The following is a 19,937-nucleotide window of genomic DNA, read 5'->3' as shown; positions in this document are numbered from 1 at the left end:
GACACCTCGTTTCGACGGCGGTCGGTCACGGCCTGGCCCCAGCCGTCATCAGCGCCGGAACGCGCTCGGCCGCAGCGTCATTCGAAGCGGTCGGCGCGACCGGATCCGTGACCGGCTGCGCCTGACCGGAATCGGCGGCCAGGATCAGTTCCGCCACCTTCGGTCCGGCCTGCTCCAGGCTGAACGAACGGCCCATCTGCAGTGACATCAGGTCGATACCGAGGGTCTTGGTGACCCGCGCGCCGAGTTCCACCGCCATCAGCGAATCCAGCCCGAGTTCTGGCACCGGAACGGTCATGTCGATGGACTCGACCGGCACGCCCATGACGACGGCGAGTTCCTCGGCCATCTTGCGGGCGACGAAGGCCCCGCGCTTGCCCTCTTCGATCGCGGCCACCTCCGCGCGCAGCCGAGCCAGCTCGGAGGTGTCCTTGGCGGAGGCCTGCGCGAGCGCGGTGGTGCGGCCCGTGCGGGTCAGCTGCGGGAAGGTGCCGGTCAGCTTGGCCCAGTCGGTCGGGATGATCGCCGCGCGGGCCACGCCCAAGCGCAGTGTCTGCTCGAGATAGGCGGTGGCGTCGGCCATGTCGATCGGATCGAAGCCGACCAGATCGAGGTACTTCAGGGCCGTCTCGTCGGCGGCCATGCCGCCCGTCGCGCCCGACAGGTGACCCCAGCCGACGCACAGCGCCCGCTCGCCGGCCCGGGACCATTCCTCGGCCAGCGACTCCACCGCCACATTGGCCGCGCAGTAGTTGTACTGCCCGTAGATGCCGTACATCGAGCCGCCCGAGGAGCACAGCACGAACATGTCCAACCCGATCCCGGCGTCGGCCACGGCTCGATGCAGTACCCGGGCACCGTGCACCTTCGGGCGATATACCTTGTCCAATTCCTCGAATCGCATCGCGTCCAGGCGATTGTCGGCCACCGCGCCCGCCGCGTGGAACACTCCGCGCAGCGGGTGCTCGGCGCCGTGGGACCGCGCGACGATCGCGGCGACCGCCTCCGGGTCGGTGACGTCGGCCCGCTCCTCGATCACCTCGACGCCTACGGTGCGCCACGCCTCGAGCTGGCGGCGTGCCTCCTCCGTACTCGCGCCGCCGCGGCCGAGCAGTACCAGCCGCCGCGCCCCGCGCAACACCAGCCAGCGCCCGATGGCCATCCCGAACCCGCCGAATCCGCCGGTGACCAAATAGGTCGCCGCGCTGCGGATCTCGAGATCCGGTAGGTAAGGCCGCACCGCCGGGGCGGGTGAATCCAGGCGCAGCGCGATCCGGGACAGACCGGTCGAGCGGATGGTCTCCTCGAACGCCCTGGCCACCTCGTCGGTCTCGAACAGCCGGTAGGGCAATGGTTTGTAGGTGCCCGCGAGCACCTTCTCGTAGACCCGCTGCAACAAACGAGCCAGCCGCTGCGCGTCGACGGCGACCAGGCGGTCCAGATCCATCGAGAAGTACGCCAGGTTCTTGTCGAAGTTGGACATCTCCAGCAGGCCGCCGGTGTAGATGTCGGCCTTGCCGACCTCTACGATGCGCCCGAATTCCCCGACGGCGTTGAAGTTCTGGCGCAGGATCTCACCCGGCGCGCTGCTGAGCACCACCTCGACGCCCTTGCCGCCGGTCAGCTCGAGCACGTCGTCGACGAAGTTGAGCGAGCGCGAGTCGATCGCGTGATCGGCACCGAGGGCGAGCACGTGGGCGCGGCGCTGGTCGGTACCGGCGGTGCCGATGATGCGTGCCCCACGATCCTTGGCAACCTGGATCGCGGCCGTGCCGACGCCGCCCGCGGCGCCGTGGATCAGCACCGTCTCCCCCGGTTCCAGCCGGGCCAGATCCAGCAGCGCGTACTCGGCCGTGCCGAAGGCGATGGTGCTGGTGCAGTAGGCGGGATCGGCGTCGGCGGGCAGCGGGATGGTCAGTTGCCGGTCGACGACGACGTAGCGCCGCATCATGCCCTTGGCGGCGACCGCGACCAGATCGCCCACCGCGAGGTCGGTGATCTCCTCGCCGACCCGCACCACCTCGCCGACGCCCTCCATTCCGGGCACGGTGCCGAAATAGGTGGGCGCCAACTCGCGCTCACCGAGCAGGCCGATGACCTTGAGCGGATCCTTGTAGTTCAGGCCGATGATCTTCATCCGCACCTCGACCTGCCCCGGTCCGGGATGGGGCCGCGGGCACTGCCGCCACGCCAACGCCGACAGCAAGCGGGTCCGGGGCAAGTCCAGCGCGAAGTTGGCTTCCGGGTCGGTCATGGGTTCGGCGGTGTCGAGGGCGTCCAGGCGCGCCTGCAGCGGCTTGGTCACCAGCGGGGCCCAGCGCGTGCCCGCGCGCAGCACCACCTCGTCGAGGTTGTCGTTCCAGAACGCGCCGGGCACGGCCATTTCTCCGAGCAGTTCGCCGATCTCGGTGCCGGGTTCCACGTCGATCAGCCGCCAGCGCAGCGCCGATTGCTCGTTGAGCAGCACCCGGCGCGCACCGGCCAGCGCGGCATGATTCGAGTTCGGCGGGATCGGGCTGTCCGGCAGCGCGAACGCGCCCTCGGTCACCAGCGTGGCATGGCACCAGCCGTCACCGAAGACGCTCTGGGGCCCCTGTTCGGTGGCCTCCGGGTGGACGAACTCGTCGAGAGCGACCGCGATCCGCTCCAGTGTCCACAGATCGGCGACATCGTCCTCGACGGCACCCGCGACCACGCAGACGTGCAGCCGGTCGGCGCCTTCCGCCTTGGCGGCGGCCAGGGTCGCGGCCAGATCGGCGGCGAGTTCGCGGCTCGCCACCCCGGCCACGTAGAGCCGGGAGCCCGGGATCGCGGCGGCCAGCTGCCCCGCCCTTCGGCAGTCGCCGCCCAGCGCGACGATCACCGTGGACACCGAATCCCGCGGCAGCGCGGCGGGATCGAGGGCATCGCGCGGTTCGAGCGTCTCGGCGTAGTAGAAGTCGACCATCCGGTGCAGCGGATCCTGGCCCGGCGCGAGCGCACCGATCTGCAGGCCGCTCAACCGCATCACGAGGCTGCCTTCGTCGTCCAGCAGATCCACCTCGGCGCGCAGCCGGGCCCGGGGATCGCGGCGCGCGACCACGGTGATCCGCTCGGGCAGCGGCGCGACCAGCCGCACCGCCGCGACACCGACCGGCACCAGCGTGCCCTCGTCGATCCTGGCGTCGGCGAACAGCAGGGCCGCCGACTGCATCGCGGCGTCGACCACCGCGGGATGGGCGAGATGTCCGGAATCCGCGGCGATGGCGCCGTCGACGGTGGCCACCACCACGTCCGCGCCGACGCGCACGGAGGTGACGCGACGGAAGGCCGGTCCGTACTGCAGTCCTGCCGCGGCCAGACCGCTGTAGAACATCCGCGGGTCGATGTCGAGACCGACGTCCAGGGTGGGCACCGTGACCTTCGTCGGCTTGTGGCTGCCGGTCAGCGTGCGGCCGAACGCGTGCACCGTCCAGGCCGTCCCGGTCGCCGAGCGCGATCGGATCATGAACCGGCCGCTGGCCTCCTCGACGGTGAGCGCCACCAGCGGCACGTCCGGCGCGCCCATGATCAGCGGGGCCACGAACCGAACCTGTTCCAGCGCGACGCGTTCCACGCCCAGACGGGCGGCCGTCGCGCTCAGGGCGGCATCCAGGTACGCCGCGCCCGGCATGATCTTGACGCCGTTCACCACATGATCGGCCAGCCACGGCAGCAACTCGGTGCCGACCTGTAGCAGCCAGTCCGGCCTGCCCTCGACGTCGGGATCACCGAGCATGGCGTAGGCGCCGGGGGTGCCCAACCGGGCCTGCTCGAACAGCGGCAGCGCCGCGTGCAGCCGGGTCCGTTGCCACGGATAGCGCGGCAGCGGCACGTGCGGAGTGGCCTGCGCCGGGAACAGCTCGTCCAGGTCGAGCACGCCCGCGCCGTAGAGGCCGATGAGGGTGCGGCGGATGCTCACCGAATCCGGCTGCTTGCGATCCAGCGTCGGCACGGTCGTGCCGTTGACGTCCGCGCCGAGCAGCGCTTCGCGGATGTTGCCCGAGAGCACCGGGTGCGGGCCGACCTCCAGGAAGACCCGGCTGTCCGCGCCGATCAGCTTCGCGACCGCGTCCGCGAACCGGACGGGCTGCCGCACATTCGCGCACCAGTACTCCGCGTCCCAGTCGGGGCCGACAACTTGTTCGCCGGTGACCGAGGAGTACAGCGGCACGGTCGGCGTCATCGGCGTGAGCCCGGCCAGCGCCGCGCGCAGTTCATCCAGGATGGGGTCCATCAACCGGCTGTGGTACGGCACCTCGACGCGAAGTCTGCGCGCGAAAATGCCGTCTTCGGTGAGCTTTTCGGCGATCTCGTCGAGGCGGTCGACGTCACCGGACAAGGTCAGCGAACTCGCACTGTTGATCGCGGCGACATCCACCCGCTGGTCGTCGCCGACGAGTTCGCGAGCCTGCTCGGGCGACATCCCGACCGCGAGCATGCCACCCGATCCGGCGGTCGTCGCCTGCAACCGGGCCCGGTGGTAGGCCACCAGCACCGCGTCACGCAGCGACAGCATGCCGCTCACGTAGGCCGCCGACACCTCGCCCACGCTGTGCCCGACCACGGCCGCGGGCCGGATGCCGTACTCGGCCAGCTCCCGCGCCAGCGCCACCTGCACGAGGAAGTTGGCCGGCTGCGCCACCTCGGTGCTGGTGACCCTGGACTCCTGCTCGGGCCGCAGCAGCTCCTCGATGATCGACCAGCCCGCGATCGAACGGAACTCGGCGTCGACCGCCTCGGCCGTGTCGGCGAAGACACCTCGGCTGCGGAGCGATTCGCGTGCCATCCCCCACCACTGCGGACCCATGCCGGAGAACACGAACACCGGTTCGGCCGTGCGCGCCACGATCGTCCGCGCGGCGTCGCGGCCCTCGCCCGCGGCGAACGAGCGCAGATCGCGGACGAGGTCGGCGGTGTCGTCGAGGAGCACGCCCGTGCGGTACTGATGGTGCGCCATGCGCGTCCAGGCGGCCTCGGCCAATTGTTCCGGGTCGGCGCCCGCGGCGATCAGATCGCCGAATCGACCGGCCAGCGCCCGCGCCGCGCCGGTGCTGCGCGCCGAGATCGGCAGGACGCCGAAGTGCCGCGGGGGCGAGACAGGTTCAGCGGCCGTCGGCCGGAACTCCTGCAGGATGGTGTGGGCGTTGGTGCCGCCGTAGCCGAAACCGTTGACCGCGACCGTCATCGGCTCGGCGTCGGCGGGCAGCGGCTCCGCCTCGAGTTGGACGTGCAATCCCAACTCGTCGAACGGGATGTCCGGATTGGGTTGGTCCAGCCAGCCCTGCGGCGGGATGGTGCGATGCCGGATCGCCAGCGCCGCCTTGATCACGCTCGCGATACCGGCCGCGGCCTCGGTGTGCCCGAGTGTCGACTTCACGGAGCCGACGCCCAGTGAGCCCGTGCGCCCCGCGGGCGCGCCGAACACTCGGCCGAGCGCGCGCAACTCGACCGGATCGCCGACCAGCGTGCCGGTGCCGTGCGCCTCGACGTAGGTGATCGTCTCCGGCGCGAGGCCAGCGCGGCCGCACACCGAACGCGCCAGTGCCTCTTGGGCTTCGGCGCTGGGCACGGTGATCGCGGTGGTGCGGCCGTCCTGATTCGAACCGGTCGCCTTCACCACCGCGTAGATCCGGTCGCCGTCGCGGACCGCGTCGTCGAGCTTCTTCAGCGCCACCATGCCCGCGCCCTCGCCCCGCCCGTAACCGTCGGCCGAGGCGTCGAAGGACTTGCAGCGGCCGTCCGCGGCCAGGAAACCACCCTTGCACATCAGGACGAAGGTCTCCGGTTGCAGCATCACGTTCACGCCGCCCGCGAGCGCCACCTCGCAGTCGCCGCTCTCCAGCGCCTGGCAGGCGAGATGAAACGCGACCAGCGACGACGAGCACGCGGTATCGACCGTGAGCGCGGGTCCGACCAGATTGAGCGCGTAGGCGATCCGGTTGGACAGCATGGTGTAGGACGCACTGGCCGGGGTGTGCATGTCGGTGTGGAACAGAGCCGGGCCGACCACGCCGATCACCGACTGGTCCACCACGAATCCGCCGACGTAGACGCCGATCGAGCCGCCCGCCGCGCGTCGCGCGATCCCGGCGTCGTCGAGCGCCTCCCAGGTCACCTCGAGCATCAGCCGCTGTTGCGGATCGAGCACGGTCGCCTCGCGAGGGGAGATGCCGAAGAAGTCCGGGTCGAATTCCCACGGGTCGATCGTCATGAACGCCGCGCGCTTGGTGTAGCTGCGCCCCGGCGTACGCGGTTCCGGATCGTAGTAGCGGCGGTAATCCCAGCGATCGGCCGGCATTTCGACCACGCCGTCCCGTTTGTCCAGGACGAATTCCCAAAATGTTTCGGGCGAGTCGATGCCCCCTGCAAACCTGCAGCCGATGCCGACAATTGCAATATCCGACATGCACATCCTCCGGGTCGGATCCAGTTCGATCGCCATTCTTTTTCCGGCGATTCACGAATCAGCCTGTGCACACTTGGCGTCCGGCCCAGCGTAACGGCCGCCACACCGGCCGTCGTGGGCTCAGGGAGACTTCACAATCCGCTTGCGAACCGAGTTGTGGCATCTCGAAATTCCGGATCGACTGCCGGTGAAATGCCTTGGCATTGCTAGGTTTCAACCGTTCCCGGCCTCGCCGAAATACGATGTCACCGGTTAGGAGGCGGCATTGTTCGCCGAGTTCACGCACTGGACCGATACGCTCGTCCGGCGGCGGTTCACCGTCATCGGGTTCGTCGTCGCCGCACTGCTCGCGCTCGGTGCGTACGGCCTCGGGTTGGACGAGCACCTCAGCGTCAGCGGCTGGAACGATCCGACTTCGGAATCCGCGCGGGCGGTCCGGCTCAAAGACGAGGCGTTCGGCCACGACCACATCGCCGATGTGCTCTTGCTGTATCGCGCCCCGGCAGGCAAGACGATCGACGACCCCGCCTTCGCCGCGACGATCGTGGGTCACTTGAACAGCCTGCCGCAACGCTTTCCGGACCGGATCGACAAGATCAACGCCACCTACTGGCCCACCGACACCGGGCTGCACCTACCGGACATCTTCGGCTCCGAAGCCCGCGACTACGCCTTCGCCTCCGTCGCCATTCGCGGCAGCGACGACACGGAGATCATGCGCAACTACCGAAAAGTCGCCGACCAGTTCCGGATACCTGGCATAGACATGGAGGTGGCGGGCGGGCAACCCGTCGCGGCCGCCCTCAACGACACCATGGCCCACGATCAGCGTCGCATGGAGCTGTTCGCCGTTCCCGCCGTGGCGGTGCTGCTGTTCTTCCTGTTCGGCGGCGTCGTGGCGGCCGCGCTGCCGCTCATTGTCGGCGGACTGACCGTGCTGGGGGCGTGGGGGGTCATTCGGGCCATGACCACCGTCGTCGAGGTGAACTCCTTCGTCTCGCCGGTGGTCTCGATGGTCGGCCTCGGCTTGGCCATCGACTACGGTCTGTTCATCGTGAGCCGGTTCCGCGAAGAGCTGGCCGACGGCCGCGAGGTACCCGAGGCCGTGCGGCGCACGGTCGCGACCGCCGGACGCACCGTGGTGTTCTCCGCGACCATCGTGGTCGTCGCCGCGGGCGCCATTCTGCTGTTCCCGCAAGGTTTTCTGCGCTCGTTCGCGCTCGGTGCGATGGTGACGGTGGCGCTGGCGGCGCTGATCTCGATCACGTTGCTGCCCGCCATGCTGGCCGTGCTGGGCCGCCGCGTGGACTGGTTGGGTTTCAACCGGTTCCACGCGCGCCGCGCCGGCGATCGAGAGGCGGACAATCCGTGGGGCCGCGTCGCCGGATGGGTGATGAAACGACCTCTGGCCGTGGCGGTTCCCGTGGTGGCCGTCCTGGTGCTGCTCATCGCCCCGGTGCGCGACGTGGCCTTCGGTGGCATCTCCGAGCGCTTCCTGCCGCCCCGTCATCCGGCCCGCACGGCGCAAGAGCACTTCGATCAAGTCTTTCCGCTGCGGCAGATCAATCCGGTCGATCTGGTACTGATCACCCACAACACCGCCGATATCGACGCGGTGGTCGCGCTGGCCGGACGAGCCCCCGGACTCATCGCGCCGTTCCCGCGTGCGGTGCAGGGACCGGCGCATCCGAGCGTCTTCACCACTTCGACCGTGCTGCGGGACGCGCACGACGCGAACGCGACCATCGACTATCTGCGTTCCATGCCGGTGCCGAAGGGAACGACGGTGCTGGTCGGCGGGCAGCCCGCGGTTCAGCGCGACAGCGTCGACGCGCTGCTGCGCCGGATGCCGCTGATGATCGCGCTCGTCTTCCTGGTCACCACCGTGCTGATGGTGCTGGCCTTCGGCTCCCTGGTGCTGCCGCTCAAGGCCGCGCTGCTGAATCTGCTCGGGCTCGGCTCCACGCTCGGCATCCTGACCTGGATCTTCGTTCAGGGTCACGGCGCGCGGCTGCTGGAGTTCACCCCGCAGCCGATCATGGCGCTGGTACTGGTGCTGATCGTCGCCGTGATCTACGGGCTGTCCACGGACTACGAGGTATTCCTGCTCGCCCGCATCGTGGAGGCGCGGGCCGCGGGCGCGACGACCACCGAGGCGGTGCGCACGGGCATCGCCCGCACCGGCTGGATCGTCACCGCCGCCGCCCTGATCCTGTTGGTGGTGACGGGAGCCTTCGCGCTGTCGGATCTGGTCATGATGCAGTACATCGCCTACGGCATGGTCGCGGCGCTGTTCATCGACGCGACGATCCTGCGGATGCTGCTGGTGCCCGCGACCATGCGCCTGCTCGGCGACGCCTGCTGGTGGGCTCCGTCCTGGCTGCGGCGCGGCGGGCCGCACCGAACGTCTCCGGAACCCGAGGAGCCACACACCGAATCCGTCCACGGCGCCGAACACCCGTAGTTCTCGAACGGCCGGGGCACCCCCAGCGTGGAGCGCGGCCGACACCGGGGGCGAGTCTCGCCGAGTTGTCGCGGTCAGCCCGCGATCGACCAACTGAACGGACTCGTGGCCGCACGCGCGCGGTTCGGCAGCGCCAGCGCCAGTGCGGCCAGGCCGAGAGCCGCGACGGCGATGGCCGAGAGCATGATCATGCTGCCCGGCAGCGTGTGCGCGCGGAAGAACAGCGCGCTGAGCACCGCCAGTCCGACCGAATTGCCGATCTGCTCGATGGTGGGCAGCACGCCCGACGCCTCGCCCATGGCCTGCTCGTCCAATTCCGCCAGCATCAGCGGTTGCAGCGGCACGCCGAAGACCCCGACGCCGAGGCCCGCGAGAAACGTCGGACCCAGCACCAGCGGAAGGTTCACGGCGCCATCCCCTACGTACAGGTATCCCACTCCCACCGCGACGCAGCCGCCGAAAACGGCGATACCGCCGGCCAGCGCTCGAGTCCCCCAGCGGCGCATCAGGATCGGTGACAGCAGCGCACCCGCGCCCGCACCGAGAGCGAACGGCGTCATGGCGATCCCGGTACGCAGCGCGGAGAACCGCAGCACGTCCTGCAACAGGATCGAGACGGTGAACACGAACGCGGTGAACAGGCCGAAGAAGATCGCCACCAGTGCCGATCCGATCGCGAATCCCCGGTCGGCGAAGAGGTCCAGCCGCACCAGCGCGCGGCCGCCTCGGCGGCGCGTCGCGCGCTCGTGTGCCACGAACACCGCGCCGAGCACCACCGCGGCCGCGATGTACACCCCGTGCAGGGCCCGCCAGCCCGCCTGTTGACTGTCCGACAGCGCGAACAGCAGCCCGAACAGCGCCGCGGTGGCCACCACGGCCCCGCGCAGATCCAATGGCTCCCGATCCCTCGCCGGGCCCGATCGCAAGTAGACCGCGGCCAGCGCGATCGCCACCACACCCAAGGGCAGATTCATCAGGAAGATCGCGTGCCAGCCGAGCCCGAACGGATCAAGGGTGATCAGCGCGCCGCCCAGGATCGGGCCGAGCATTCCCGCGAAGCCCGCTGTCGCGCCGTACGCGGCGAAGGCGTACTGATGATGCTCACGGCGGAAACTCGCGGTGATGATGGCGATGGTCTGCGCCGCCATCCCCGCGCCCGCCACGCCTTGGACGATCCGGGCGAGCACCAGTTCCATCGCGGTGGTGGACATCCCGCACCACACCGAGGCCACCGTGAAGGCCACCGCCGACCACAGGAACATCCGGCGGCGGCCGACGATCGCACCGACGCGAGCGGCGGTGAGCAGCACGCAGGCGAACGCCAGCGAGTACCCGGCCACCACCCACAACTGCTCGGACCGCGACGCCCGCAGCTCCGCGGTGACGACCGGGAGGGCGGTGTTGACGATCGTCACATCGATCATCTGCATGAAGACCGAGATCAGGCACGCCCCGAACGATCCGAGCGCCACCGCGGCCTCTTTGCGGGTCATCGGATCGCCGCTTCGATCATCGGCCACGAATTGCGCAGGTCCTGATGCCAGTAACCCCAGGAGTGGGTGCCGTTGGGCCGGAAGTCGAAGGTCGCGGCGACACCCAGCTGACGCAACCGTTCCTGCAACTGGTGCGTGCACAGGTTCGCCACCGCCTCCAACGGTGCCCCGAATACCAGCTGGTAGAGCAGGTGCGCGAGGTCGCCGTGCGCGCCCTCGAAGTCGTCCTTCGGGCCGGGCAGCCCGGTACCGGTGGAAACGTAGATGGCGGTGCCGCGCAGCCGGTCCGCGTGCAGGTACGGATCGTTGGCGCGCCATGCGGGATCGGTCGGCGGCCCCCACATGTTGACGACGGTGCCACGCTGCTGCGTGACCACCGCCTGAACCACCGCCTGCCCCGCGGGGTCGCTGGTGCGCACGCAACCGCTGTAGGAACCGATCGCCTTGTACAAACCCGGTGCGGCCATGGCCAACTGGAACACCGACGTGCCTGCCATCGAGATGCCCGCGATGGCGTTCGTCCCGGTGCCGTTGAAGGTGGCATCGATGAGCGGTGGCAGCTCTTCGGTGAGGAAGGTCGACCAGCGCTGCCTGCCGAGGACCGGGTCGTCGCTGCGCCAGTCGGTGAAGTAGCTTCCCGCACCGCCGAACGGGATCACGACGTTCACCTGCTTGTCGCGAAAGAAGTCGACGAGATCGGTGCCGTCGAGCCAATTCCCCTCCGAACCGCCGTTGGCGCCGTTGAGGAGATAGAAGGTCGGCGCCGGTGTGTCCGGATCGGCCGCGCGCAGCACCCGAATTCGCGTAGCGCTGTTCATCGCCGCCGAGTACACCTCGAGTTCGGATTGCCGGTCGGATTCGACCCGGGTTTCCGCTATTCGCGAGCCGTCCGCCGCGACGGGTCGCGATGGATCGGCGCGGACCACCGGCTGTGCGCCGATCATCACGCAGGTGAAAATGAGGACCGCGGCGAGTACCGCGCCTGTTCGATGCGAATATCCGGGCATGTCTACTCCTGGACCCGGGTAGGAGGGCTCGAATTCGCAGTCAATAACATCGGGCGGCCCCCCGCCGGATTTTCCAGTGATCCTGGGTTTCCTACCAATTCGATTCGTCGACTATTTGCCGCATTTCCCAAACCGGGCGCGCGACCATTGCGATCCCGGTGCGGCGGAACCTAGCGTCGAGCGCATGGCGTTCCCTCGACTGTGCCGCGACTCACGCGGAACAGTCCGGCGCGCAACGCTCTTCGCACTGCTGATGCTGATCTGCTCCGGAAGCTCGGCGGTCGCCGAGCCACCCTCGATGCGACCCGCACACGGGCGAGCTGTCGAGCTGACCGTCTTCTCCCCCGCGATGGGCGCACCGGTATCGGTCATCGTGCTGCCACGCCCGGACCCGTCCCGCCCGGCTCCGGTGCTGTATCTGCTCAACGGCATCGACGGCGGCACCGCGGGCGACGGCTGGACCGACCGGACCGACGTCGACCGATTCTTCGCCGACCGGCAGGTGACCGTGGTGGTCCCGGTCGGCGGCGCGGGCAGCTACTTCACCGACTGGCGCGCCGACGACCCGGTCCTCGGCCGTCCGCGCTGGACCACGTTCCTCACCCGCGAGCTTCCCCCGATCATCGACGCCACCTTCGGCGGCACCGGCGCCAACGCCATCGCCGGAGTCTCGATGACGGGCACCTCGGTGTTCCAGTTGGCCATGGCCGCACCGGGTTTGTACAAGGCGATCGGTTCCTACAGCGGCTGCGTGCGCACCAGCGACCCCGCCGGACAGGCCATGGTGGCCACGATCGTCACCGCGGAAGGCGGCACGGTGGCGAACATGTGGGGACCGCCGGGCGATCCGGCCTGGGCGGCCAACGATCCTTACGTGCACGCGGATCGGCTGGGCGGCACGACGATCTACGTGGCCGCCGGAAACGGGCAGGCGGGCCCGCTGGACCAGCCGCACAGCACGGGAATCGACGGCAACCCCGCGAAGATGGCGGACCAGTTGGCCATCGGCGGCATGCTCGAAGCCATCTCCGACCGCTGCACCAGGTCACTGCGCGACCGCTTCGCAGAACTCGGCGTCCCCGCTACCTTCGATCTGCGGCCCAGCGGCACCCATTCCTGGGGCTACTGGCAGCACGACCTGCACAACAGCTGGCCGTTGTTCGAATCCGTTCTGCGCTAGCGGCTCTGGGGCAATCCGCGATCAGCGCCGTCAGGCGCACCCTTCCAGGGTCGCGTGTGCCAGTTCATCGACCACGTCGCCGATCTCATGACGCTTACGCAGCGCTTCGAGCTGCCGTCGGGCGCCGTTGCCACGCTTGCCGAGGTCGGCGATCGCTTCGGTGACGAAGGTTTGGTCACCGAAGTCCCGCAGCGCGGGCTCGATGTGCGCGACGAGTTCGTCCAGCAAATCTCGGTGTGGAACCACACGCCCTTCGACGGGATCGAGTCCGTCGCCGTCCAAACCCGACTGCGCGGCGTTCCAGTAGGCGGCGCGAAGTACTTCGGCAGGGACGGGCGGGGCGGGTTCACCCTGTTCGATCGCCCGCACCCCCATGGTGACGGTGGCCCTGATCAAGGCGGCGAGCAGCGCGGCTTCCTCCACGGTGGCGGGTACGTCGCTGACCCGCACTTCGACGGTGGGAAACGATTCCGAGGGCCGGATGTCCCAGTACACCATCTTGTTGTCGAGAATGCTGCCACTGGCGAGCATTGTCGCGACGATCGCGTCGTAGTCCTCGACGGAGGCGAAGTACGGTGGCGGTCCCGCACTGGGCCAGCGCCGCCACAGAATGCTGCGCCAACTCGCGTATCCCGTCTCGCTGCCACGGTAGATCGCCGAATTGGCGGTCAACGCGAGGAAGACCGGCAACCATGGACGCACGTGATTGCCGACCAGTATCGCGGTCTCGCGATCGGGCACACCGACATGCACATGGCATCCGGACAGCCCTTGTTCATGGGCGATCATGCCGAAGCTGTCGGCGATCCGCCGATATCGAGGTGTATCGGTGACCGGGAACCCTTCGGGCACGGTCGGGGGCACCGCGACAGCGAGGAGCCGAGCGTCATTGGCGGCCGCGCATTCGGCGACGGTCCTACGCAGTGTGCGCAATTCCGTGAGCAGGTCGCCGATATCGGAATGCACCCCGCTACTGGTTTCCACCTGACAGCTGGTCAGCTCCAACTGCAGATCGATGTCCGCCTTCTTCGCCGCTTCGGCAACTCGGATGTTGGCCGGTGCGGGGGCGCCGGTTTCGGGGTCGGTCAGCAGGAATTCCTCTTCGACACCGACAGTCGGTACATGGTCGTCCATGGTCGTGATCACGCCCTTCGATACTTCGGCCGGTATTCCTCGGTGGTAGCGGCCCGTCTCGCGCCGATGTGATCCGCCCAGGCCACTTGCCTACCTGTGTGTCGGCGGAGCGAGCAAATGTGTTCGGGCCGTACCCCCTTCGCACATGCCCAAACGATCGGGCACCGGCTGGTCAGCCGCCGGAGCCGGTGCGGCGGCTCGCTCGATTGAGATCGCGCCGACGGGGTAGATGCCACGTACCTGCGGTGTATCCACCCGTCTTCCGGTCACCGCGCACGACGGAGGTAGCGACATGGCCGAACATCACGACACGGCACCTGGCAGCGCGCCGGCAAACGTTCTGTCGCGCAGGGACTTCGCCGACAGGGTGTTACGTGCCGCGGCAACTCCGGAACGAATCGCCGACGTCGTCGCGCGGATCGTGGGTGAGCGCATCGAGATCGGGCCGGTGCCGGTAGCTTTGAACGGACTCGTGCGCGCCACCGCGATCGCCGAAGCCGGACCCGTACACGCCGTGCGATGCGATTGCGGACCCTGGGATATGACGATCGCGGTGCCGATCCTGCTGCGTCTGCGCGTCCGCCTGCCCGGTCGAACGCTGCGATACATCGGCGCGGCCCGCGTACTGATCCGGCTCGCGTTGATTCCCCGCGAACCCTGCGGACTCTTCCTCCGGACCGACGAGGTCCACGCCGATGACCTCACCATCAGGATGCGCGCTCGCGACCTCACATCCCGACTCGCCGGAGGGATCGGCCGGGTCGAATCCACGGTGGCCGAGCACATCTTGCGCTACATCGACGAACTGTTCGCCGGCCCCGCGTTCGGCGGCATACGCGACATTGATATCGCCGACATCATCGACCGCGCCTGGGACGCGGGTCTCGTACTCCGCTTCCCGGACCGAGCCGCGAGCTGATCCGCATCAGGGCGTTACATCGACTCGGACCGGCGGGGCGAGGGCGACACATTCCTCGCGGGCCGTCGGCCCCAGGTCCGCAAGGCAGGACCGTCGCAGCGCCGCATCACATCCTGCGTTGCGCCAGCCACGCGTTCGGCCGACATGGGGTGGACGGTGGCGGCTTCGGCTCCGGGTCCCACACGCCGGACACGCCGACGGGAATGGCGCAGAGCCGCGCCTGCGGATGTGCGGCAACCGGCGGGAACTGGCTATCTGCCGGGTTTCTCGACTGGGTACTTGCGCGACACTCAAATCAGTGCTATAAGAAATCTGTGTCCAATGGCACAACTTATCTGATTCGTTCTATGCAGAATAGAGTGAGTTGGAGGTGACGACCATGCTGATGCGCACTGACCCGTTCCGCGATTTGGAACGTTGGACGCAGCAGGTGTTCGGCACAGCGGCCCACCCGGCCGTCCTGCCCATGGACGCCTGGCGTGAGGGCGACCAGTTCGTCGTCGAGATCGACGCGCCCGGCATCGATCGGGATTCTCTCGACCTGAATGTCGAGCGCGACGTCGTGACCGTTCGCGCGCGCAGGCCGGAACTCGACGCCGGTCGCGAGATGGTGGCCACCGAGCGGCCTCGCGGCGAGTTCAGCCGCCAACTGCTCCTCGGCGACGACCTCGACGTCGACCAGGTCCGCGCCGACTACGCCGATGGCGTGCTCCGTCTGACGATCCCGCTGGCAGACCGGCCCGAGCCGCGCAAGATCGAGGTCGCTCGCGGCAACGGGCACAAGGCGATCGACGCCTGAACCCGGGACGGGAGACGTCGTCATGCCCGATTCGGCTGTACATCCGCGGTCACTCGACGAGTGCGACGCCTGGCTGCTGGATCCCGACCTCGAACGATTGTTCGCCGAGGTGGACGCGATCCTGTGCGAGGCAGGGGTCCGGTTACGCGGGCGGGCGCACCCGTCCATTCCGGCACCGGGACTGCGGCGCGCCTCGAGCCCCCGTCCCGGCCGGGACACGCTCGGGACGCACGGGTGGCACCCCGAAGCCGGGGCCTGCCACCGAACGCGGTCCTCCGCACAACCGCCACCGCACAGTGACGGAATTCGGAAGAAGGAGGTGATGCCAGCATTCCACTGAGAAACCGGTTCCGCGGCGAGGCGGTCGCCCCCTGTACCAGGCGCTTGCGAGCACCAGCGAGCATCTGCTCCACGCGCACCGCCACACCATGTGGCACGCAGGGATGACAGCTCGCCGCAGGAACAACCTCTCGTAGTCACGTCACTCTTCTCCTGATCGGGGGAGGGACCGCAGACCCCTCCCCCGACTCCGACCGGCGGTTTGCCGGGACGCGGCCAGGGTAGGCCGGAAGAGATTCATCAGGGTGCCAAGAGGAGGCTGTGATGCGACGCGCGCTTCTGATCGTTCACGATATGCCCGCGGAATTCCGGCGGTGACCGACAACTCTCGTCCCGTGGGTGGCTATGCCGCCACGATGGTTGCGTACGCGACTGTAGTGGCGGCCGTCGCACTGCTCGGAAACGCGACAGGTCGCAAGCTTCCGCGCGATATGACCATCCGTGATCTGGTGGTCACCGCGTTCGCCACGCACAAGCTGTCCCGCTTGGGGACGAAGGCCGCGGTGACGGCTCCGGTACGCGCAGCGTTCACGCGACCGGCCGCAGCTGACGGTGGGCCCGGAGAGGTGGCCGAGGAGCCGAAGGCGACCCACGGTATCCGGCACAGCATCGGCGAGTTGCTCAGCTGCCCGTTCTGTTTCGACGTATGGGCGATCACCGGTTTGACCATCGGACACGTTTTCGCGCCGCGGATGACGCGCGTGCTGACCGACGCCGCGGCCGCCTTGGCAGGCGCCGATTTCCTGCACCTCGCATATGCCACCGCTCAGCAGATCGCCGAGGGCGAACACCCGGCGCTGCTGGGCTGACGAAGCGGTGTCGCACCGATCCGGTTACACGGTGTTGCACCGATCCGGTTACACGGCCCGCCCGCCCGCGCCGTCGAAATCTTCGGTGCGGGCGGCCCCGTTGCAGCCACAAGGTTTGTGGCTATCGCCCCAGCCGCAGCCGCAATCGGCATCGGCGGCTGGATCGATGCGGTCGCGGCAGGTCGTGCGGCGCGGGGGTGGTGTGGGTGCGGGTGTAGGTCAGCACCTGGGTGGCTTCGGGTCCGCGATCGGTGTCGGCGGCCGTGAACACGACCGGTTGCCCAGCGGTGAGTGTCTTGTAGCCGGGGGCGCAGATGGTGGTCATTCGTCACTCCTCCGAGGTGAATTCCGGTTTCGGGAGGTGGGCTCGGAGCCCGCCGAGCTGTGATATCCGCGCAAGTCCCAACCCCCTGCCTCTTCCCCTCTCGTTCGTCGCCCGGTGCTCGACGCCTTCACCGGCTTGATACAGCGCGAAGGGGATACCCCGGCTGAGAGCCGAGCGCGCGTGGCGCAGGCGTGCGGCTGTCGAGACCGAGGGAAAGGGGCCCGCATCGTGTCGAGCACGCTCGTCGCGCTCTACCAGGCGTCGGGCGAAGGGCCGCCCGGCCTGCTGCCCGCACGCCAGCAGATGGCGTTCTCACTGGGCTGGCACATCGTGCTGGCCTGTTTCGGCGTCGCCTTTCCCGCCATGATCTACGTCGTGCATCGCCGTGGCATCGTTCACGACGACCCCGTGGCACTGGGCTTGGCGAAGCGGTGGGCGACGGTGTCGGCGATCTTGTTCGCCATCGGCGCGGTCTCCGGAACGGTGCTCAGTTTCGAAATGGGGCTCTTGTGGCCGGGGCTGATGGGCCGCTTCGGCGACGTGCTGGGCTTGCCGTTCGCCTTCGAAGGGCTTTCGTTCTTCATCGAAGCGATCTTCCTGGGCATCTACCTCTACGGATGGGGGCGCATGCCGCCGCGCCGCCACCTCGCCATGCTCGTGCCGATGGGGGCCGCCGGGGTGGTCGGCACCTTCTGTGTGGTCAGCGTCAACGCGTGGATGAACAACCCGACCGGATTCCGGCTCGCCGACGGTGAGGTGACCGAGGTGAATCCGTGGCGTGCGATGTTCAACGGCGGGGTGTACCTGCAGTTCGCGCACATGTGGGTCGGAGCCTTCATGGTCGTCGGATTCCTCGTGTCCGGCGTCTATGCCGCCGGTCTGCTGCGTGGACGTCGCGACCCTCATCACCGGCTCGGATTCACGGTCCCGTTCGTCTTCGCGACCGTCGCCGCGCTCGCCCAACCACTCCTCGGGCATGTGCTGGGGATGCGGGTGCACGATACGCAACCGTCGAAGCTGGCCGCGTTCGAACTGGCCGCCACCACCGAAGGGCCGGCCCCGCTGCGATTGGGCGGCGTTCTCGTCGATGGAGAGGTGCGGGGAGCGCTCGAGCTCCCCCGGCTGGGTTCCGTCATCGCCCGCAACTCGCTGACCGCCCCGGTACCCGGATTGGACTCGGTGCCGGTGGCGGATCGGCCGCCGGTCAACGTCACCCACCTCGCCTTTCAGACCATGGTCGCCATCGGCACCCTGCTCGCGCTCATGGTGATGGTGTTCTGGCTGCTGCGCTGGCGGCGCCACGACCCGTTGGCCGAACGTTGGTTCCTGGGAGCGGCGGTGGCCGCCGGACCGTTGGCGATCCTGGCGCTGGAATGCGGCTGGATCGCGACCGAAGTGGGCCGTCAGCCGTGGACGGTCTGGCGGGTCCTTCGCACCACCGACGCCGCCAGCACGAGCACCGGCTTGTGGTGGACCTATGTCAGCGTGTTGCTGGTGTATGCCGGGATGACGGTGGGCGCGATCGTCGTCCTGCGTTCCATGGCGCGGCGCTGGCGCACCGGCACCGCGACCATCACCGCCCCCTACGGACCGGGCGCGTCGCCGGTCGACCAGGCGCAGCGCGCCCGCAGCGTCGGAAAGCCGTGACCGATGGATCTCTCGGACGTCGTCGCGACCGCGATGTTCACCGGGGTGGTGCTCTACGCGCTGTTCGGCGGCGCGGATTTCGGCTCCGGATTCTGGGACCTGACCGCGGGCGGACCCCGGCGCGGCAGCCGCTTGCGAGTGCTCATCGACCACAGCATCGGACCGGTCTGGGAAGCCAACCACGTGTGGCTGATCTATATTCTGGTGTTTCTCTGGACCGCCTACCCTGCGGTGTTCGCCGCCGTCATGACCACCCTGTTCATCCCGATGAGCCTGGCGCTGCTCGGAATAGTGCTGCGCGGGGCGAATTTCGCGTTCCGCAAGTACTCCGCGACGCTGCGCCAGGCGCGCTTGTTCGGCGCCTTGTTCGCGGGCGCGTCGCTCATCACGCCGTTCTTCTTCGGCACCGCGGTCGGCGCGATCGCCTCCGGCCGGGTGCCCGCCGACGGGTACGGCGACCGGTTGCGGTCGTGGCTGAATCCGACCTCGATTCTCGGCGGTGTTCTGGCGGTCGGGACGTCCGCATTCCTGGCCGGCGTCTTCCTCACCGCCGACGCCGCGCGCTCGGGCGACGACGCCCTCGCCGGATACCTGCGCCTGCGCACACTGATCGTCGGTGGCGTGACCGGGGCGGTCGCGATCGCGGCGATCGCGCCGATCCGTCACGACGCACCTACCCTCGGTGCCGGACTCCTGGGGCGCGCCCTTCCGCTCATCGCGGTCTCGGCGGCCGCGGGGGTGCTCACCCTGACCTTGGTGTACCGCCGCCGATTCGGGTGGGCGCGCGTTCCCGCGACGGTAGCCGTCGCCGCGATCGTCATCGGGTGGGCCGTCGCGCAGACGCCATGGATCCTCGTCGATCAGATGCTCATCGCGGATGCCGCCGGTGCACGAGCAACCCTGGTGGGGCTGCTCGCCGTCGTCGCCGTCGCTGCCGTCACGGTCCTGCCCGCCCTGGCCTATCTGTTCTGGCTCACCCAGACCGACGCGTGGGTCCGCGACGAGCCCGCGCGTACCGGCGCACCGGAACAGGCGTAGCTACTCCGCCCCAGCGGCACCAGATCCTGGGGTTGCCGGCGGCAGGACCCGCACAGCAGCCGGCCCCTGTTCGAATCGGCGCTGCGGGCTCTGGCGCGATCCGCGATCAGCGCGTTTTCTTCCACGCGGCGTACCGCCCGGGCACGCAGACCGCACAAGGCCGGTAGCCAGCGGAGATCGCGTCGGATTCGGTCGCGAAGAAGACGCGATGCGTGCGGTAGGCGCCCTTGGCGAGCGCACGGAGCGCCGAAGGGCAGTCCAGACGGCCGTAGATGCGGCTGCGACGGTGGCCGCCGTATCGCCCGGGGACGATGCTCCGATACGGTCGGCCGTCGCCGTCGAGCAAGGTGTACACG

13 protein-coding genes are annotated in these 19,937 nt (G+C 68.8%); 7 read left to right on the top strand and 6 right to left on the bottom strand.

All coding sequences use genetic code 11. The annotated features are described in order from the left end of the window. Nucleotides 1–25 precede the first annotated feature (25 nt). Nucleotides 26–6,427 (bottom strand): type I polyketide synthase, encoded by a 6,402-nt coding sequence (locus ACWESM_RS08260; protein WP_452491177.1) that lies wholly within the window; start codon nt 6,425–6,427, stop codon nt 26–28. Between the two features lie 265 nt (nt 6,428–6,692). Between ACWESM_RS08260 and ACWESM_RS08255 the strand changes: the two genes are divergently transcribed. Continuing rightward, a complete protein-coding gene (locus ACWESM_RS08255; protein ID WP_452491176.1) occupies nt 6,693–8,891 on the top strand; it encodes an MMPL family transporter in 2,199 nt (732 codons plus the stop codon). A 74-nt stretch (nt 8,892–8,965) separates the two neighbouring features. Here the strand turns inward: ACWESM_RS08255 and ACWESM_RS08250 are convergent, their stop codons facing one another. Together ACWESM_RS08250 and ACWESM_RS08245 are read right to left on the bottom strand one after the other, a co-directional pair. After that, nucleotides 8,966–10,411, bottom strand: coding sequence for an MFS transporter (locus ACWESM_RS08250; protein ID WP_452491175.1), 1,446 nt, complete (start codon nt 10,409–10,411; stop codon nt 8,966–8,968). Next, nucleotides 10,381–11,391 (bottom strand): alpha/beta hydrolase, encoded by a 1,011-nt coding sequence (locus ACWESM_RS08245; RefSeq protein ID WP_452491174.1) that lies wholly within the window; start codon nt 11,389–11,391, stop codon nt 10,381–10,383. Before ACWESM_RS08245 ends, ACWESM_RS08250 begins: the two co-directional genes overlap by 31 nt. 184 nt (nt 11,392–11,575) lie before the next feature. On the opposite strand from ACWESM_RS08245, the gene ACWESM_RS08240 reads away from it, so the two are divergent. Continuing rightward, nucleotides 11,576–12,571, top strand: coding sequence for an alpha/beta hydrolase (locus ACWESM_RS08240; protein ID WP_364431087.1), 996 nt, complete (start codon nt 11,576–11,578; stop codon nt 12,569–12,571). A 30-nt stretch (nt 12,572–12,601) separates the two neighbouring features. Here the strand turns inward: ACWESM_RS08240 and ACWESM_RS08235 are convergent, their stop codons facing one another. Further along, nucleotides 12,602–13,705, bottom strand: coding sequence for a glutamate--cysteine ligase 2 (locus ACWESM_RS08235; protein ID WP_356962473.1), 1,104 nt, complete (start codon nt 13,703–13,705; stop codon nt 12,602–12,604). Nucleotides 13,706–13,997: 292 nt separating this feature from the next. On the opposite strand from ACWESM_RS08235, the gene ACWESM_RS08230 reads away from it, so the two are divergent. The 3 genes from ACWESM_RS08230 to ACWESM_RS08220 all read left to right on the top strand — a co-directional run bounded on the left by ACWESM_RS08230 (nt 13,998) and on the right by ACWESM_RS08220 (nt 16,571). Further along, on the top strand, nt 13,998–14,624 hold the full coding sequence (locus ACWESM_RS08230) for a hypothetical protein (protein WP_397281442.1): 627 nt from the start codon (nt 13,998–14,000) through the stop codon (nt 14,622–14,624). Between the two features lie 379 nt (nt 14,625–15,003). Further along, the gene (locus tag ACWESM_RS08225) at nt 15,004–15,423 is read left to right on the top strand and encodes an Hsp20/alpha crystallin family protein (RefSeq protein ID WP_356961911.1); all 420 of its coding nucleotides are present in this window, start codon (nt 15,004–15,006) and stop codon (nt 15,421–15,423) included. 653 nt (nt 15,424–16,076) lie between these two features. Further along, nucleotides 16,077–16,571, top strand: coding sequence for a DUF1360 domain-containing protein (locus ACWESM_RS08220; protein WP_452491173.1), 495 nt, complete (start codon nt 16,077–16,079; stop codon nt 16,569–16,571). Nucleotides 16,572–16,692: 121 nt separating this feature from the next. On the opposite strand, the gene ACWESM_RS08215 is transcribed toward ACWESM_RS08220, so the two are convergent. Continuing rightward, on the bottom strand, nt 16,693–16,896 hold the full coding sequence (locus ACWESM_RS08215; RefSeq protein ID WP_452491172.1) for a hypothetical protein: 204 nt from the start codon (nt 16,894–16,896) through the stop codon (nt 16,693–16,695). A 228-nt stretch (nt 16,897–17,124) separates the two neighbouring features. On the opposite strand from ACWESM_RS08215, the gene ACWESM_RS08210 reads away from it, so the two are divergent. Further along, nucleotides 17,125–18,543, top strand: a complete 1,419-nt coding sequence (locus tag ACWESM_RS08210; RefSeq protein WP_452491171.1) for a cytochrome ubiquinol oxidase subunit I — start codon at nt 17,125–17,127, stop codon at nt 18,541–18,543. A gap of 3 nt (nt 18,544–18,546) precedes the next feature. Then, nucleotides 18,547–19,581: a cytochrome d ubiquinol oxidase subunit II gene (locus ACWESM_RS08205; protein ID WP_452491170.1), complete on the top strand. Its 1,035-nt coding sequence runs from the start codon at nt 18,547–18,549 to the stop codon at nt 19,579–19,581. A gap of 106 nt (nt 19,582–19,687) precedes the next feature. Here ACWESM_RS08205 and ACWESM_RS08200 read toward each other — a convergent pair whose 3' ends face one another. Beyond that, nucleotides 19,688–19,936 carry an Ada metal-binding domain-containing protein gene (locus ACWESM_RS08200; RefSeq protein ID WP_364431108.1) on the bottom strand — a complete coding sequence of 83 codons (249 nt, stop codon included), beginning with the start codon at nt 19,934–19,936 and terminating at the stop codon, nt 19,688–19,690. Nucleotide 19,937 lies beyond the last annotated feature (1 nt).

The sequence above is a fragment of the Nocardia sp. NPDC003999 genome (assembly GCF_053604885.1).
This window is presented reverse-complemented; position numbering and strand designations above follow the sequence as displayed.

Coding starts and splice junctions, on each gene's coding strand:
- ACWESM_RS08225 (WP_356961911.1), top strand. CDS start 15,004: ATGCTGATGCGCACTGACCCGTTCCGCGATTTGGAACGTTGGACGCAG.
- ACWESM_RS08240 (WP_364431087.1), top strand. CDS start 11,576: ATGGCGTTCCCTCGACTGTGCCGCGACTCACGCGGAACAGTCCGGCGC.
- ACWESM_RS08230 (WP_397281442.1), top strand. CDS start 13,998: ATGGCCGAACATCACGACACGGCACCTGGCAGCGCGCCGGCAAACGTT.
- ACWESM_RS08235 (WP_356962473.1), bottom strand. CDS start 13,705: ATGGACGACCATGTACCGACTGTCGGTGTCGAAGAGGAATTCCTGCTG.
- ACWESM_RS08245 (WP_452491174.1), bottom strand. CDS start 11,391: ATGCCCGGATATTCGCATCGAACAGGCGCGGTACTCGCCGCGGTCCTC.
- ACWESM_RS08215 (WP_452491172.1), bottom strand. CDS start 16,896: ATGACCACCATCTGCGCCCCCGGCTACAAGACACTCACCGCTGGGCAA.
- ACWESM_RS08205 (WP_452491170.1), top strand. CDS start 18,547: ATGGATCTCTCGGACGTCGTCGCGACCGCGATGTTCACCGGGGTGGTG.
- ACWESM_RS08260 (WP_452491177.1), bottom strand. CDS start 6,427: ATGTCGGATATTGCAATTGTCGGCATCGGCTGCAGGTTTGCAGGGGGC.